Genomic DNA, 16,659 nt, shown 5'->3' on the forward strand with positions numbered 1-16,659 from the left:
TTTTTTGTAACTAAGTTACACACTATTCGTGGAAACATTTGCTGGTAGATACATAAATAAATAGTTGTTATTATATTAACTGTATTTGCGAGATTTTAGATTTTAATAGAGTAATATGTATTTCATATGACATTCATCTTTTAGCATTAAAATAAATATATATGGAGGAGATTTTACCATGAAGAAGATCTTATCTACGTTACTTGCATCAGCCATGGTATTTTCATTGATGATTACATTCAGTACGGTTGAAGCAAAAACTACAGAACAAAAGTTTAATGAATTGAAAGATGAAAGAATATTTAGTGGTTATGATGATGGGTTACCCCATTTAGAAGATAAAATGAATCGAGAACAAGCAGCAAAAATTATCGCACTTTTATTCGATTTAGATTTATCAAATGTTACCAACAGTCCTACTTTTTCTGATGTTCCAAAGAGTAGATGGTCTTACAAATATATAGAAGCTGCAGCTGAATTTGGAATTATTAATGGAATGGGTAATGGTGAGTTTGCACCTAAAGAAACTGTTACTTATGAGCAGTTTGCTAAAATGTTAACCGTCGGATATGAGGAATTAACTAATGAAAAAATTGCAAAAAATCGATCTGTTGAAGGTAATGTGAGTACTTGGGCAGTAAATTACGTTGCAGCTGCATTAGATTGGAAGTTCATAGAAAGTCATGTGGATTATACTATTTCTGCCAATCGTAAATTTTTAGTAGAATCAGCCTATTCTGTATACGGTATAGCAAAAGAACAAGGTTTATTATCTACAGTAGAAGATAAAAAAATACTTGCTTTTTACACCAAATATAGTGAGCAAGACATGTCATCTTATAATTCATTAATGTTATATGAAGATTCTATAAATTCAATTGCTACCACTACATTTTCACTAACTGAATCTGGGGAAATCGATGGTTTATTTGCAAGTGAAGGTGTGGACTTTGCAAATGGAAATAACATCTCAACATATGCAGCAATAAACAATGGACATGGTTTTGATCCAGATTTAGCAAGTCTTATATTAAACGATCCAAAATTAAGTGAGAAAACCATTAATAATATTGAAAAACTATTGAAAGAATATCATTATGATGGAGTTAATTTGGACATTGAGAATATGTACCCCAAGGATAGAGAAGCTTATACTCAGTTTGTGCAAAAACTAGCTGATCAATTACAACCTAAGGGATATCAAGTTATCGTTTCAGTTTCGGCAAAATCATCTGATAATCCAAATGCAGCTTGGAGTGGAGCGTTTGATTACGCTGCATTAGGAGAAATTGTAGATTATATACAATTAATGTCTTATGATCAAAATGGTCCTTGGGGTCCTGCAGGTCCTGTTTCAGGATTAAATTGGGTAGAAGACGCAGTGAAATATGCAGTATCTGAAATAGAGTCTGATAAAATATTATTAGGAATTCCTTCCTATGGTTATGATTGGAATTTAAATGATGCTTCAAAAAATAAAACGATATTGTGGAGTGAACTTTCCAATATCATGAATAATAATGAAAGTACTCAAATGTATAGAGACGAAGCTGCGAATTCACCTTATTTAACATATACAGATGCTAATGGACAGGAACATATTGCTTATTATGAAGACAGCGAAAGTATTATTGATAAAGTCCAATTGATTGATCAATATGGTTTAGCAGGAGTATCCGTTTGGGAAATTGGTTTGACAAATGATGGTTTATGGACAGCTATTGAAAAAGGATTGCAATAATAATTTATCTTTTGTTAGGCAAAGATATGCAAGAAGGTCTAAATGAACCTTCTTGCATATTTTTTTTAAAATGACCAAATAAAAAAATGAGCTCTTCAAACACTTTCATTGATCATTAATTACGTATTATGAGGTATTTATGCATTGTATAGCATTCCCTTCCTTGTTAAGATATATTTATTATCTGGTCTTTTAATACATAAGGAAGTGGTGAGAGCTCATGAATTATGAGGTGAAGTCAATTAATATTGGGAAGTGCAAACAAATTGAAGAAGGTTTGAATTCCGCAATCAATAAATTCCCAATAACAGAAAAGGTTTATGTATCTTCAACAATTATTATTGGAGATGAACAAGCTGATTTGAAACACCATGGTGGAGAAGATCAGGTCTTGTGTGTATATTCTTATGATCACTACGAACATTGGGAGCAGGAATTGAATCATAAAGTAGATATTCCCTCTTTTGGTGAAAATCTTACTGTAAAGGATATCTCTGAGGACGATGTATGTATTGGTGATATTTTTGAACTTGGGGAAACCAAACTACAAGTTAGCTTGCCTAGGCAACCTTGTAGAGTTTTAGCAAAAAAATTTAATAATGACCAATTTGCAAAAATGGTTAGTGACAGCGGTTATACAGGTTTTTATTTTCGGGTGTTAAATGAAGGTTATATAAAACCAGGGCAGACTTTAAATCTAATCAAACGACATCCCAAACAACTTTCTATATCAGATGTAAATAAACTGCACTATACAGATCAAAAAAATGTAGATTTATTGAAAAGAGCTATAGAGGTGGTAGAATTAAAAACCTCCTTACGTGAACAGTTTCAAAAAAGATTAAATGAAATTATAAAAAGCAATAATGGTTGAAGGGTAAACACACATAAATTTTTCTTCATAACTAAAAAACCGAATAACTAGATATGTGGAAGGTTCTCTCATGAGAGTCTTTCTTTTTTATGTTTGAATATATAAATTCGATAAAATTTTAATTTTTGAAACTATTATTTATCATAAATTGTTGACTTCATTAATGAAATTCAGTATTGTATTAAGTGTACTATATGATATAGTACACTTAATACAGATGAGAGAGGAGATCATATGTTAGTACATATCGATCAAAAAAGTTCAACTCCCATTTATGAACAGATTATTAAACAGATTAAAGAACTTAAAGTGAAAGGTATTCTTCAAGTGAATGAGAAACTGCCTTCTGTTAGAGAATTATCTTCTATTCTGTTAGTCAATCCTAATACAGTAAGTAAGGCTTATCAGGAATTGGAACGGCAAGAGGTGATAATCACACTTCGAGGGAAAGGAACTTTCATTTCCAATCAACCTGTTTCTAATTTAGATTCTAAAAAAATGGAAGAGTTAAAAAATACGATAAAACAAGTTTTAATTGAAGCAAAGTATTATGGGATATCAAAAGATCAAATAACAGAATGGCTTGATGAATTGGATAAGGAGTTAGGGGGAGAAACAGATGTTAAGAGTTAATAAATTAAGTAAAACAATTCAAGATAAAAACATTCTAGACAATATATCCTTTGAAATTGAACCTGGAAAAATCATAGGTTTAATAGGTAGAAATGGTGTTGGAAAAACAACATTATTAAGAACAATTGTAGGGATATTAACTCCTAATAATGGAGATACATGTTTTGAAGGTCAAAGTGTATATACAAATCCAAACGTGAAACAACATATGGTGTTTGTTCCTGATTCTCCTGAAGCTTTGAAAAATTATTCAATTCCTGAAATTGTGAAACTTTATGAATTGATATATCCCAATTTTGATCGAAATTATTTTTATAGTTTATTACAAAAATTCTCATTAAATCAGGGGAAGAAGATAGGGAAGTACTCTAAAGGGATGAAGGCTTTATTTTCTCTTGTGCTTGCTTTTTCAACAAAGGCAAAACTGATCATTCTTGACGAGCCAACAGATGGTTTAGATGTCATTATAAAAAAGCAAATTATACGATATATCTTAGAAGAAGTGTCTGAAGGGAATACATCGATTTTGATTTCATCCCATCGATTAGATGAGTTAGAACAAATTACAGATACAATCATGATAATGAAAGAGGGAAGGATCGAGTCCCATAACGAACTAATGGATATGAAAGGCAAATATAAAAAAATTCAGGTTGTTTTTAAAGAAAATTTACCTGAGTCAATTGAAGTTTTAGATGAGGTAAAGCAGATTAATCAAATAGGACGTGTATATACTTTGTTACTCTCAGAAAAAAATGATGAAATTTCTCAAATGATAAAAAAAGAACAACCGTTGCTCTTCGAAGAAATCCCAATCACGTTAGAAGATATTTTTGTAGCTAAGCTAGGAGGTGAGGAACATGTTTAATAAAGCATTGTGGTATAAAAATTATAAACAAGCAAAGTTCATCTTATGGTCTATGTGGGTTGTATTATTTTTAGGGATGCCCGTTCAAGTAATTACGCGATTGCAAAATCTAGCAGAATATCAAAAAAACGAGCTTTCAATCAATCCAAATTTCAAAATCTCTACAGACTACTTTTATAATAGTGTTCTTAATTTCATTTCCATCTATATTGTGTTATTAATCTTAATTTTTATATTAGCAAGCCTTTTAATCGGGTCTGAAAGAGGAAATAAAACAAATGATTTTACATTTTCACTTCCTTTTTCACGTAAACAAATATTTTTATCAAAGTGGATGATAGGAACTGCATTTATTTCTTCAGCGTTTATATTAAATTTTATATTCACTCAAGTTATTATTTATTTTTCTGAATATCAAAACATGTTAAATTTTGAATGGTCGATTATATATTTTATTTATCCTTTTACTGCTTTTATGGCACTTTATGTTTTTGCCTTATTTTTTGGCACGATTACAGGGGGGTTCATATATCAAGCTGCGTTAACTTTTATTTTTTTCATATTTCCTTTAGGTATTTATTTCTTATTGGAAATTTTTTCTCAAACGGTATTAAATAAGGAGTTATACAACTTCCATAACAAATTTGATTTGTGGTTTTTAGGTAATTATTTAGATATAAGCTCTTATAGTTCTAAAAATTTATTTTTTAAAAAAGTACATCTTAATTATTTTATTGAAGATGGTTTTTATTCGCTTCAATCATACGATTATGACTATCAATTTAGTTTTTACTTTTTGTTTATTCCTGTTTTGTACACATTAATTCTATTGCCATTAAGTGCATTGTTGTATGAAAGAAACAAAGTAGAGTGTAATGGAAAATTTTTATTGTTTTCACAATTAAATAAGTTCTTTATGTTTGGCATCGTTATTTGTTTTGCGTTATTAGGTGGATTAATTGGAACAGCATTTGTACCATTTCACTTAAAAAATTTAAATAGTCTGTTTTATCTATTTGGATTAATTGGGTCGGGGACTCTATCTTATTATTTTACTAAGAAATTATACAATATGAATTTGAAAATCAGCAGCAGATAAAAAAACTCATATGTCAAAAGAGTGGAGGGGATTTTCATGATTCAGATGAAACAAATCAATCATCAATTTAAAATAGGAAAAAAGAAAAGAAAAACAATGGTGCCGGTTTTAGAAAATGTGAATTTTAATATTAAACAACGAGAAATCGTAACCATTGTTGGTAAAAGTGGCTCAGGAAAATCTACTTTATTAAATTTATTATGCGGATATATTCGACCTACCGATGGTGAAATCTTCATTAAAGGTCAAAACGTAACGAAATTGAGTGAAGGAGATTGGGCTGATTTTCGGATTCGAAATTTAGGGTTTATTTTTCAAAATTTTCAACTAATTCCAAGTATGACTGCTTATCAAAATATTGAACTCCCTTTGGTTTTAAAAGGGGCTAGTGAAGTTGCAAGGAAACAGCAAACACTGGATATGTTAGAGATGGTCGGCTTATCAGATTATGCAGACTATTATCCTAATGAATTATCAGGTGGGCAGCAACAACGTGTCAGTATTGCAAGAGCATTAATCGTAAAACCACCTATTATTTTAGCAGACGAACCGACAGGTAGTTTAGATAGCGAAAATGAACAGGAATTATTAAATTTCATTCAAAAGCTTAACAGTGATTTAAACATTACATTTTTAATTATTACACATGACGATCAGGTTGCAGCTATTGGACATCGCACGTTTCTCATCAAAGATGGAAAACTACAGGAGGAAAAATCTCATGAAGTTCATAGATAAGATTCGTTTTGTGAGACAAAATATGAAGAAGAATCGAATGCGTGTTTTTATGACTGTTTTGGCTACCTCAATTGGCTGTACATTTTTAATTATGTTAGCATCTGTAGGGTTTGGTTTGCAAAAAAGTATTATTGCAGATCTTACAGAAGGTAGGATGTTAAATGAGATAAGAGTACAGGGAATAGAAACGTCAGAAAACGAATATATTACGGACCTGACGGATGAGGATATTAAATATTTAGAATCAATAGAAAATGTAAAAGCTGTAACAAGAATGCAGTTTTTAGATTACTCACAACAATCGGTTGTAAGTTTAAACGAGTATCAAATCCAATCACAAATTACTGTTTCTTATTTTCCAGCAGAGGTTGAAGCGGGGTTGGAATTAAGTGAAGGTAGATTACCTTTAGCTGATAATGAAGTCATTGTAGGTTATCATTTTAAAGAGAGCTTTGAAGGGGAAATAGTAGGGCAAACGTTGTATTTGCCAATAAAAAAGTTTGATAAGAATGGGAATGAAAAAATCAAAACATTTGAGTTAAAGATAGTAGGTATTAAAGGAAAACCAGCTAACGAGTTGGCAATGGATACTAGAGTCACCATCTCTGATGCTTTATTTGAGCAAATTGAGGAATTTACACAGACAAAAAGAGGCGTAGTTATATTTCCTGATGTAAATTATGAAGAATTTGGAGAGGGTTATTTAACAGAAATACAATTAGATGGTGAAAAACAGTACGTAAATGTAGCTATCATTACTCACAACATTGAACAAGTGAAAGCAGTCACTGAAGAAATTAGAGAAAAAGGATATATTAACTCTTCAGTTTTGAATCATATAGAAGAAGTAAACTCAATCTTTTTAATCATGAAAATGGGTTTGATTTTGGTAGGTACGATTGCTTTGATTATTGCTTCCATAGGAATTTTTAATACCATGACCATGGCAGTCACTGAGCGATCATCAGACATTGGAATTATGAAAGCTATTGGAGCCCATCCTTCTACAATAAGACAAATCTTTTTGATTGAAAGTAGTTATATAGGGATTTTAGGTGCATTGCTAGGTACTGTTAGTGCCTTTATTTTAAGTAAGGTAGTTAATTTTGGATTACCATTTCTTATTGAAGCGATGTCTGAAGAAACCTCACCAGAAGGGTTAATGTTTTCATACATTCCAATATCCTTAGTTGTGATTTCAGCTTCAATTAGTATTCTAGTTGCCGTTTTTTCTGGATGGAGACCTGCTAAAAAGGCGACATCAGTTGATGTATTAAAAGCGATGCGGAGGGATTTATAACTTTCCTTATAACAATTGAGATAGTTAGAGCCACTAACGAAGAATATAAATATATAAATATTAAAAGCACCCTCAGGGGTGCTTTTAATATTTATACAATTATTAATCTGAAACTGTATATTTATTCATATATTCAATAAATGTGACATTTATCACATTTTATTTAATGGTAAGGTTTTACAAAGTTGAATTAGAAAAATATTTTTTTTAATGATTAAATAATTATTTAATTTGTTTGGAAGAGAGTTTACATCTATTTAATGTATAGACTTAATTGTGAACTTTATCTAACTTAAAGATTAAATTTTAAGTTAATCATAATTAAAAATTGTATCTATATCACAATGTAAATGCTTTCATTGTAAGGTTTGTTTTAGAGATGACAACTTTTATTGCAACTGTTATACTACACATTATAATCTGTTATATATCAAGATATATGGCGATGATATAGTATAAAGACTATTTTTACATATATAAAACTTAATTGTTGCCATAATTTCGACGTACTGTTATTATAAAATTAATAAATGTATATTTAATTATTATGGTCGATAACTAATCATTGAAAATGATGAACATGATGACATGGGAGAAAGGGGATAAATGGATGAATTCACTTCCAAAAGTTAACGAATTAGGTTTTTTTGAGATTCGTTTGGAGTCCATAGGGGGATTAGGTGCTAACCTAGCTGGAAAAATGCTTGCAGAAGCAGGAGTTGTTGGCGCAGGTTTTAATGGGGTTAGCTTCTCATCATATGGATCTGAGAAAAAAGGGTCGCCTGTAAAAGCACATATCCGCTTTTGCGATATAAATGCGAACATTCGCGATACCACACCTGTTGAGAGACCTCATGTAGTTGGGGTATTCCACGAAGCATTGGCAAAAACAATCAATGTAATTAGTGGAATTTATGAAGATAGTATCGTATTGGTAAATTCAAATAAGTCACCTGATCAATTAAAGGAGAATTTTAACATGTCAGGTGGGACAATTGCTGTGATTGATGCGACGGGGATAGCACTAGAACAGAAAAATCGTGTAAATATGGCTATGCTTGGCGGATTATTCAGACTATGTGAGTTTCTTGATCCACAAATCATGCGCGATGTCATTGAGAAGTCATTAGGTAAAAAGTATCCACAGGCTGTTGCACCAGCTATTCGTACTTTTGATCGTGGATATAATGAGGTTCAATTCAAAACTTATGAATTATCTAAAGGTGAAAAAATGCCTGCTTTTACAAGAAGTGATGAGCCTATACTTGGTTATGAAACTCAACCAATGGGCGGTGTAATTACAAATCCAGGGAACAGCATTTTAAAAGATTTAAGTATTTCCAGAGCAGGAATGCTTCCTCATTTTGATGAGAATACATGTATACATTGTGCTTCTTGTGATAATGTATGTCCAGATTTTTGTTTCGTTTGGGATGAGCAACAAGATAAAAAAGGTAGACCTCAAATGTTTCTTCAAGGAATAGATTATCAATATTGTAAAGGTTGTTTAAAATGTGTAACTGCATGTCCGACAGAAGCACTATCTTCTCACCGTGAAGAAGAGGGGTATGCTGAAGAGCATAGAGTTCCACATGTTTACAATCTAGCAAAATAAAATTGAATAGTGAAGAGGTGAAATTAGATGGCGATTGAAATGAATAATGAAAAAACAACGGATAAAGTAGAACAACGTGTTGTTTATGAATCAGGCAATGAAATGGCAGCTTATGCAGCACATCAGATTAACTATCATATCATGGGATACTTCCCTATTTCTCCTTCAACGGAGGTTGCACAATTTTTAGATTTAATGAAAACAAGCGGACAGCATGATATTGTATTAATTCCTGCAGATGGTGAACACGGTTCAGCGGGTGTTTGTTACGGAGCCTCTTCTGCTGGAGGACGTGTATTTAATGCAACGAGTGCAAATGGGTATTTATATATGTTAGAACAGATGCCAGTACAATCTGGAACTCGTTTTCCAATGGTTCTAAATTTGGTCTGTCGTTCCGTTTCAGGTCCACTTGATATTCATGGTGATCATTCTGATCTTTATTATGCATTAAATACAGGATGGCCGATATTGATGTGTCGTGACCCACAAGCCGTATATGATATGAATATTATTGCTCTTAAGCTTGCTGAAGATCCAGAGGTCCGTTTACCTGTTATGGTTGCACAAGATGGATACTTTACTTCCCACCAAAAGCGTCGTGTTATGACGATGAAGGATCGTTCAGACGTACTTAAGTTTGTGGGGGAGAAGCCTCCTGAGGGATATCCAGATACTTTAGATCGTAACAATCCTATTACGGTTGGGCCTTATATGAATGAACCTGACTATATTAATAACTGTTATCAACAATCTGAAGCGATGTACAGAGCAGAGGATGTTTATGAACGTATTCAAAAGGAATATGCAGAATTAACAGGCCGTGAATACCCTGTCTTAGATTTATATCGTATGGAAGATGCTGAAGTAGCAGTATTTTTGATGAATTCATCTTCAGAAATTGTAAAGGATGTAGTGGATCAGCTGCGTGAAAAAGGGATAAAGGCCGGTTCTATTGCTCCTAATATTATTCGTCCATTTCCTCAAAAACAAATTGTTGAAGCATTAAAAAGTGTAAAGGCAATTACCGTAGGGGATCGTGCTGATTCTTATGGTGCTCACGGTGGAAACATGGTAAATGAAATTAAAGCCGCTTTATTCACCTACGGAAACACAACTACCAAAGTAATCAGTCGTATTTATGGATTAGGCGGAAAAGATTTTTATGCTGAAGATGGGCACGAATTCTTCCAGCTTGCGATTGATGCTGTAGAAAAAGATAAGGTAGAAGTACCTTTTGATTATCATGGTCATACGCCTGGGGATCCAGATAAAGCACCTAAACGTGTACTCGAACCTATGAAATATGAGGATCTAAATACAGGTCTAATTAAGGTAACGGAGGATGAAGAAGCTGGTAACTTAAAGGTTCGAATTCCGCCATTACGTCAATTAACAAAAAAACCAAAAAGAATTGCTTCTGGTCATGGAGCATGTCCTGGCTGTGGTATATTCTCTGGTTTAGAATTATTCTTTAAAGGAATTGAAGGGGACATCGTTGCATTATTCCATACGGGTTGTGCGATGGTTGTAACGACTGGGTATCCTTACTCAGCCCATAAAGCAACATATATTCATAATCTATTCCAAAATGGAGCTGCAACGTTATCAGGTGTTGTAGAAATGTTCTGGGAGCGTAAACGTAGAGGAGAACTTGATCATTTAGGCTTGCAAGATGATTTCACCTTTGTAATGATCACTGGTGACGGCGGTATGGACATTGGTATGGGACCAGCTATTGGTGCCGCATTACGTAATCATAAGATGATTATTTTAGAGTATGATAATGAAGGTTATATGAACACTGGAGCTCAATTATCTTATTCTACTCCTTTAGGGCATAGAACATCTACTTCAAACGTAGGTAAACATCAAGGAGGTAAATTATTCCACCATAAAGATACTGCTCAAATTATGGCAGCAACAAATATTCCCTATGTGTTTACTGGATCAGAAGCTTATCCTCAAGACTTGGTAAAGAAAGCTGCTAAAGCACAATGGTACGCCCAAAATGAGGGATTAGTTTATGGTAAAATACTAATTACTTGTCCATTAAACTGGTTATCTGAGGAAAAAGAAGGGGCAACGATTATAGATGCAGCAGTAGGTTCATGTTTCTTCCCTCTGTATGAGATTGAGAGAGGTATCACATCAATTACGTTTGATCCTGAAGCTAAGAACAAACGGATTCCATTGTCTGACTGGTTAAAAACAATGGGTAAAACAAAACATATGACAAAACCAGAATACGAAACAGCATATAAATCCTTTGAAGATGAAGTTGAGCGTCGTTGGCAAAAACTTAAAGCCAAACATGAAAACCCTTATTTATAAAGTAATTCATCGTTTCAAAACTGTGACTAATATCACAGAGTAGTTTTGGAAGTAATAATAAGGTTTCAGTAATAAAATTCTTCAGGGCACAATCATAATAAAAGATTGTGCTCTTTCACTTTCATATCTGTTAGGAGGAATGGGATATGCCTTTTGTATTGAAACATAAGGAGAGTTCTCAAATTTTCACGTGCACTTTAATTAATATTTATCAGCTTCCTTATTACGGTACAAAATTTTGGGATAAGCTCAAAGATGCAGAAGAAGAAGCTCCTGCATTTCTGAAAGAACATCAAGTAAGTGATCCAGAATTATGGACATATCTTGAAGTAAGTGAGCAGAAATTGAAAATTTTTAATGTGAGATTAAATAACGACAGTGCTAAATCATTATTTATTGATGAAAAATTACATTTACCATTAGTAAAAAATAAAAAGGACGAATAGGTTCTGAAACAGTATAAAAAATTAATAATTGCGAACGCTACAATAGAAGTTTGCGTTAATTCGAAAATTACTTAAATTTAACAAAATTGATCTTGAACTACCTAATTTATTAGACTATTTATACTATGAAAGGTGATGATTGTATAAAAAGTTTATTATTGGGAATTATTTAACGAAATACTACTGTAATTAACTAAAATTAACTTGGAGATTACAATAAACTATGCTATATATATTCATAGAAACCTTATGTTGTACTGAACCTTGGTATAAAATAACAAAAAGGGTTTCTATTCTGACATGCTGAATAAATACATATTACTTGTCAGGCAAAAAAAGAAGGGGGATTTAAAAAATGAAAAAGAATTTTATGTTGAAGTCACTAATTTTGATATTAGTGTTTTCAATGGCTTTAATTGGGTGTACTCAAGAGTCAGAAACAGGTGAGAAACCAACTGAAGAACCAACAGATGAGCCACTGGAGAATGAAGTGAAAGTTGGTATGGTTACAGACGTTGGTGGAGTAAATGATAATTCATTTAACGAAAGTGCTTGGGAAGGTTTGGAACGCTTAGAAGAAGCTGGAGCTCAGGTTAACTACATAGAAAGCCAAGGCGAAGGAGATTTTGAGCCAAACTTAAATGATTTCGTTAACGACGGATGGGATTTAACTTGGGGTATTGGGTTTTTAATGGGTGATGCGGTTAAAACTATTGCTGAACAAAATCCTGAATCTAATTTTGGTATCATTGATGCAGTGGTTGATGCTCCAAATGTAGTATCTACTGTATTTAAAGAACATGAAGGTTCTTTCTTAGTAGGTGTTGTTGCTGCAATGACAACAGAAACAAACAAAATTGGTTTCGTTGGTGGAATGGACATTCCAGTAATTAAAAAGTTTGAAACTGGTTTCGTTGAAGGTGTAAAAGCTGTAAATCCTGATCTTGAAGTTGTAATTGAATATACTGGTTCATTTACAGATGCTGGTTTAGGAAAAGCATCAGCTGCTACAATGTATGACAATGGCGTTGACGTTATCTTCCATGCTGCGGGCGGTGTAGGTGACGGAGTATTTGGTGAAGCTAGTGAACGTTCTGGTGTTTGGGTAATTGGAGTAGATAAAGACCAATCCATTACTTTTGGAAATGAAGTTACATTAACTTCTATGATGAAATATGTTGATGAAGCTGTATATCAAGTATCTAGAGATTTCGCTGAAGGTAACTTCGAAGGTGGAATCAGAGAGCTTGGTTTAGCTGAAAATGGTGTTGGTTTACCAGCTGAAAATCCAAATCTTTCTGAAGAAATCATGAAAGCAGTAAATGATTATAAAGAGAAAATTATTAATGGTGAGATTGTAGTCCCTTCTGGAATTTAATAAAAAATATTTAATTTAGGTGATGAAGGTGAATAAAGAAAACATAGCAGTAGAAATGAGAGGGATTACCAAAAGATTTCCTGGTATCGTAGCAAATGATTCCATTAGCTTTAAAGTGAAGCATGGTGAAATACATGCTCTACTAGGAGAAAATGGTGCGGGAAAATCCACTTTGATGAATGTTTTATTTGGCCTTTATCAGCCAGAAGAGGGAGATATATTAATCAACGGCAACAAGGTTGAAATTACAAACCCTAATATGGCAAATGAATTGGGTATAGGAATGGTTCACCAGCATTTTATGCTGGTTGAACCTTTTACAGTTGCACAAAATATTATTTTAGGCATTGAACCCAAAAGTGGTCTTATCATTAATCAAAGTAAAGCAATTAAAAAAATAAATGAAATATCAGAACAATATGGTTTAGATGTTGATCCTCATGCAACGATCAAAGATATTTCAGTAGGGATGCAGCAAAGAGTTGAGATTTTAAAAACTTTATATCGTGGAGCAGATATTCTAATCTTTGATGAACCATCCGCAGTTTTAACACCTCAAGAAATTGAGGAATTAATGAATATTTTCAGAAATCTAGTTAAAGAAGGCAAAACGATTATTTTAATCACTCATAAACTGAAAGAAATCATGGAAGTTGCCGACAATGTGACGATTATAAGACGTGGGAAAGTGATCGATAGTGTTTCCGTTGAAAGTACAAACCCAGATGAACTTGCTGCAAAAATGGTTGGACGTAAGGTAAGTTTTTCAGTAGACAAGAAACCGGCTCAGATTAAAGATAAAATTCTCTCCGTAGAGAAAATCAATGCTAAAAATAACAGAGGTTTGCCAGCATTAAATGAACTCTCTTTGCAAGTTCATGCAGGTGAAATACTAGGGATTGCAGGTGTTGATGGTAATGGTCAAAGTGAGCTGATAGAAGTTCTAACTGGGTTAAGAAAAGTAACTTCTGGAGAAATTACGTTACATGGTTCCAGTCTGCAGACGCTTAATCCCAGACAAATATCGGAGGCAAAAGTCGGACATATTCCAGAGGATCGTCATAAAAGAGGCCTAGTTCTTGATTTTTCTGTGAGCGAAAATATGGTTTTAAAAAATTATTATCATCCTCGTTTTAATAAAAATGGATTCTTGAAATTTGAGGAAATCGATCAGTATTCAATTGATTTAATTGAACAATTTGATGTTCGTACTCCTAGTCATAATACCCCAGCAAGGGCATTATCAGGAGGGAACCAACAAAAAGCAATTATTGCAAGAGAAGTAGATAGTGATCCAGATTTATTAATTGCAGGTCAACCAACTAGAGGGTTGGATGTAGGTGCAATTGAGTTTATCCATAAAAAGCTCATCGAACAACGCGATAAAGGAAAAGCTGTTTTGTTAATCTCATTGGAATTGGATGAGTTATTAAATGTATCTGATCGTATTGCAGTTATTTATGAAGGAAATATCGTTGGCATCGTAGATCCAAAAGAAACAAATGAACAAGAACTAGGATTGATGATGTCAGGAGGAAAAATAAACCAAAGAGGTAAAGAACAATGAAAACATTATCACGTTGGTTATTAAGAGAATCAATTATAATACCTCTTATTTCAGTGTTTGCTGGGCTTATAATTGGAGCAATCATTATGATGTTTGGTGGTTATAACCCATTTGAGGCATATCAAGCACTTTTTAATAAAGCATTTGGTAGTGTTTATGGTGTTGGTGAAACGATTCGAACAATTACTCCACTTATATTTACTGGACTAGCTGTTGCTTTTGCATTTAGGACAGGTTTATTCAACATTGGTGCAGAGGGACAGTTCATTATGGGTTCACTAGCTGCCGCTTACGTAGGTATCATGCTTGACCTTCCAGCTATCATTCATATGCCACTAGCTGTTATTGTTGGAGGTATCGTTGGTGGATTATGGGGTGGAATAGCAGGCTTTCTTAAGGCATCTCGTGGAGTACATGAAGTTATCACTACCATTATGCTAAACTGGATTGCTTTATATTTGTCAAACTATTTAATCCGTACGCATTTGTTAGAAAAAGGTCAACAAAAATCAGAAACGCTAGCTCAAAGCTCATGGTTGTCCTTTTCATTTTTAACAGACATATTCAATAATGCTCGTGTACATTTTGGTTTTTTAATTGCCATTCTTTGTGCGATAGTATTTTATGTGATTTTACAGAAAATGAAACAAGGATATGAGCTTCGTTCCGTTGGACTCAATCCACATGCTGCCGAATATGCAGGGATAAACGTAAAAAGCAATATAATAAAGGCAATGGTTATTAGCGGGATGTTCGCAGGACTGGGCGGTGCTGTAGAAGTACTTGGTGTGACTCATAATGTGATCATATTGCCTGCCTTCCAGGGATATGGATTTGATGGTATCGCTGTTGCATTGTTAGGTGGAAACGCAGCATTTGGTTCAGTCGTCGGTGCATTTTTATTAGGGACTTTAACTTTTGGAGCAACAGGGATGAAACTTGGTGCAGGTGTCCCATTTGAAATAATCAATATTGTCATTGCCCTTGTTATTTACTTTGTAGCGTCAAGGTTAATTTTTAAAAGGCTAATGAATGCATTGAATGTGAATAAACAGGAGGAACAATAACATGGATTGGCTAAAAATATTTGTTGATCTGACGCACAATACCATTGTTTTTTCTACGGCTTTAGTATTTGCAGCCATAGGAGGCATGTTCTCTGAACGTTCCGGAGTTGTTAACATTGCGTTAGAAGGGCTTATGATCATAGGAGCTTTTACAGGTGCAGTGGTGACCTTTTTTGTGGATCAATCTTTAGGAGGCAGTGCTATTTCACCATGGATCGGGTTTATTTGTGCGATTGTGGCTGGTATCATCTTTTCATTACCACATGCGGTTGCATCTATTAGATACCATGCAGATCAAGTTGTTAGTGGAATTGCTTTGAACTTTTTAGCAATTGGAGTTGCTATTTACTTTACTAAAGTATTATTTGATGGTTCTGCACAAACTAAAACTATAAAATCTTCTTTTGATAAATGGGAAATACCATTTCTTAGTGAACATTCAACCGTAGGTGCTCTATTTAAAGCTTATCCTACAAGTGTGATTATGTTAATTGTGGTTGTCGTTTCTTATGTAGTACTATTTAAAACTCCATTTGGGTTAAGATTAAGAGCTGTTGGAGAACACCCAAGAGCTGCAGATACGATGGGGATTAATGTGTTTAGAACACGTTATATTGCAGTAATGATCAGTGGTGCTTTAGCAGCAATGGGTGGAGCAACTATTGTATTAACGACTACAAATAACTTTACACATAGTACGATTTCTGGACAAGGATTTATTGCTTTAGCCGCTCTTATTTTTGGTAAGTGGCATCCAACGAAAACGATGTTTGCTGCATTATTTTTTGGAATGGCAACAGCATTAAGATCAGTGCTACAACAGTTTGGAATTACGGAGTATATTCCTGTTGATTTTATATTCATTCTTCCATATGTGCTTACGATTTTAGTCTTAGCAGGGTTAATTGGTCGTGCAGATGCACCTTCAGCCCTAGGTAAACCTTATGAGCTTGGAAGTCGATAATTTTCAACAATCCAATCATTACTTTCTATTTTAAT

The 16,659-nt window shown here is 33.5% G+C and carries 14 protein-coding genes; all 14 read left to right on the forward strand.

Annotated elements, in window-relative coordinates:
- The first annotated feature begins 178 nt into the window (after window positions 1–178).
- A complete protein-coding gene (locus tag VQL36_RS09340; protein WP_349249050.1) occupies window positions 179–1,741 on the forward strand; it encodes a glycosyl hydrolase family 18 protein in 1,563 nt (520 codons plus the stop codon).
- Window positions 1,742–1,961: 220 nt separating this feature from the next.
- Complete coding sequence (locus VQL36_RS09345; RefSeq protein WP_349249051.1) at window positions 1,962–2,615, forward strand: MOSC domain-containing protein; 654 nt, start codon at window positions 1,962–1,964, stop codon at window positions 2,613–2,615.
- A gap of 234 nt (window positions 2,616–2,849) precedes the next feature.
- Complete coding sequence (locus VQL36_RS09350; RefSeq protein WP_349249052.1) at window positions 2,850–3,248, forward strand: GntR family transcriptional regulator; 399 nt, start codon at window positions 2,850–2,852, stop codon at window positions 3,246–3,248.
- Complete coding sequence (locus VQL36_RS09355; RefSeq protein ID WP_349249053.1) at window positions 3,235–4,116, forward strand: ABC transporter ATP-binding protein; 882 nt, start codon at window positions 3,235–3,237, stop codon at window positions 4,114–4,116. Before VQL36_RS09350 ends, VQL36_RS09355 begins: the two co-directional genes overlap by 14 nt.
- Window positions 4,109–5,215 carry an ABC transporter permease subunit gene (locus VQL36_RS09360; RefSeq protein ID WP_349249054.1) on the forward strand — a complete coding sequence of 369 codons (1,107 nt, stop codon included), beginning with the start codon at window positions 4,109–4,111 and terminating at the stop codon, window positions 5,213–5,215. The genes VQL36_RS09355 and VQL36_RS09360 overlap by 8 nt, the downstream gene beginning before the upstream one ends.
- A gap of 36 nt (window positions 5,216–5,251) precedes the next feature.
- Window positions 5,252–5,953: an ABC transporter ATP-binding protein gene (locus VQL36_RS09365; protein WP_349249055.1), complete on the forward strand. Its 702-nt coding sequence runs from the start codon at window positions 5,252–5,254 to the stop codon at window positions 5,951–5,953.
- Complete coding sequence (locus VQL36_RS09370) at window positions 5,937–7,253, forward strand: ABC transporter permease (protein ID WP_349249056.1); 1,317 nt, start codon at window positions 5,937–5,939, stop codon at window positions 7,251–7,253. Before VQL36_RS09365 ends, VQL36_RS09370 begins: the two co-directional genes overlap by 17 nt.
- A 610-nt stretch (window positions 7,254–7,863) precedes the next feature.
- Complete coding sequence (locus tag VQL36_RS09375; protein ID WP_349249057.1) at window positions 7,864–8,868, forward strand: 2-oxoacid:acceptor oxidoreductase family protein; 1,005 nt, start codon at window positions 7,864–7,866, stop codon at window positions 8,866–8,868.
- 27 nt (window positions 8,869–8,895) lie between these two features.
- Window positions 8,896–11,202 carry a thiamine pyrophosphate-dependent enzyme gene (locus VQL36_RS09380; protein ID WP_349249058.1) on the forward strand — a complete coding sequence of 769 codons (2,307 nt, stop codon included), beginning with the start codon at window positions 8,896–8,898 and terminating at the stop codon, window positions 11,200–11,202.
- 146 nt (window positions 11,203–11,348) lie between these two features.
- The gene (locus VQL36_RS09385) at window positions 11,349–11,648 is read left to right on the forward strand and encodes a hypothetical protein (RefSeq protein WP_349249059.1); all 300 of its coding nucleotides are present in this window, start codon (window positions 11,349–11,351) and stop codon (window positions 11,646–11,648) included.
- 355 nt (window positions 11,649–12,003) lie between these two features.
- On the forward strand, window positions 12,004–13,026 hold the full coding sequence (locus tag VQL36_RS09390; protein WP_349249060.1) for a BMP family ABC transporter substrate-binding protein: 1,023 nt from the start codon (window positions 12,004–12,006) through the stop codon (window positions 13,024–13,026).
- A 28-nt stretch (window positions 13,027–13,054) separates the two neighbouring features.
- Window positions 13,055–14,593, forward strand: coding sequence for an ABC transporter ATP-binding protein (locus tag VQL36_RS09395; RefSeq protein WP_413789498.1), 1,539 nt, complete (start codon window positions 13,055–13,057; stop codon window positions 14,591–14,593).
- Complete coding sequence (locus VQL36_RS09400) at window positions 14,590–15,660, forward strand: ABC transporter permease (protein ID WP_349249061.1); 1,071 nt, start codon at window positions 14,590–14,592, stop codon at window positions 15,658–15,660. The genes VQL36_RS09395 and VQL36_RS09400 overlap by 4 nt, the downstream gene beginning before the upstream one ends.
- Before the next feature lies 1 nt (window position 15,661).
- Entirely contained in the window at window positions 15,662–16,624 is a 963-nt protein-coding gene (locus VQL36_RS09405; protein ID WP_349249062.1) for an ABC transporter permease, read from the forward strand.
- Window positions 16,625–16,659: the final 35 nt, after the last annotated feature.

This window comes from Chengkuizengella sp. SCS-71B (genome assembly GCF_040100845.1).
Classification (GTDB): domain Bacteria; phylum Bacillota; class Bacilli; order Paenibacillales; family KCTC-33759; genus Chengkuizengella.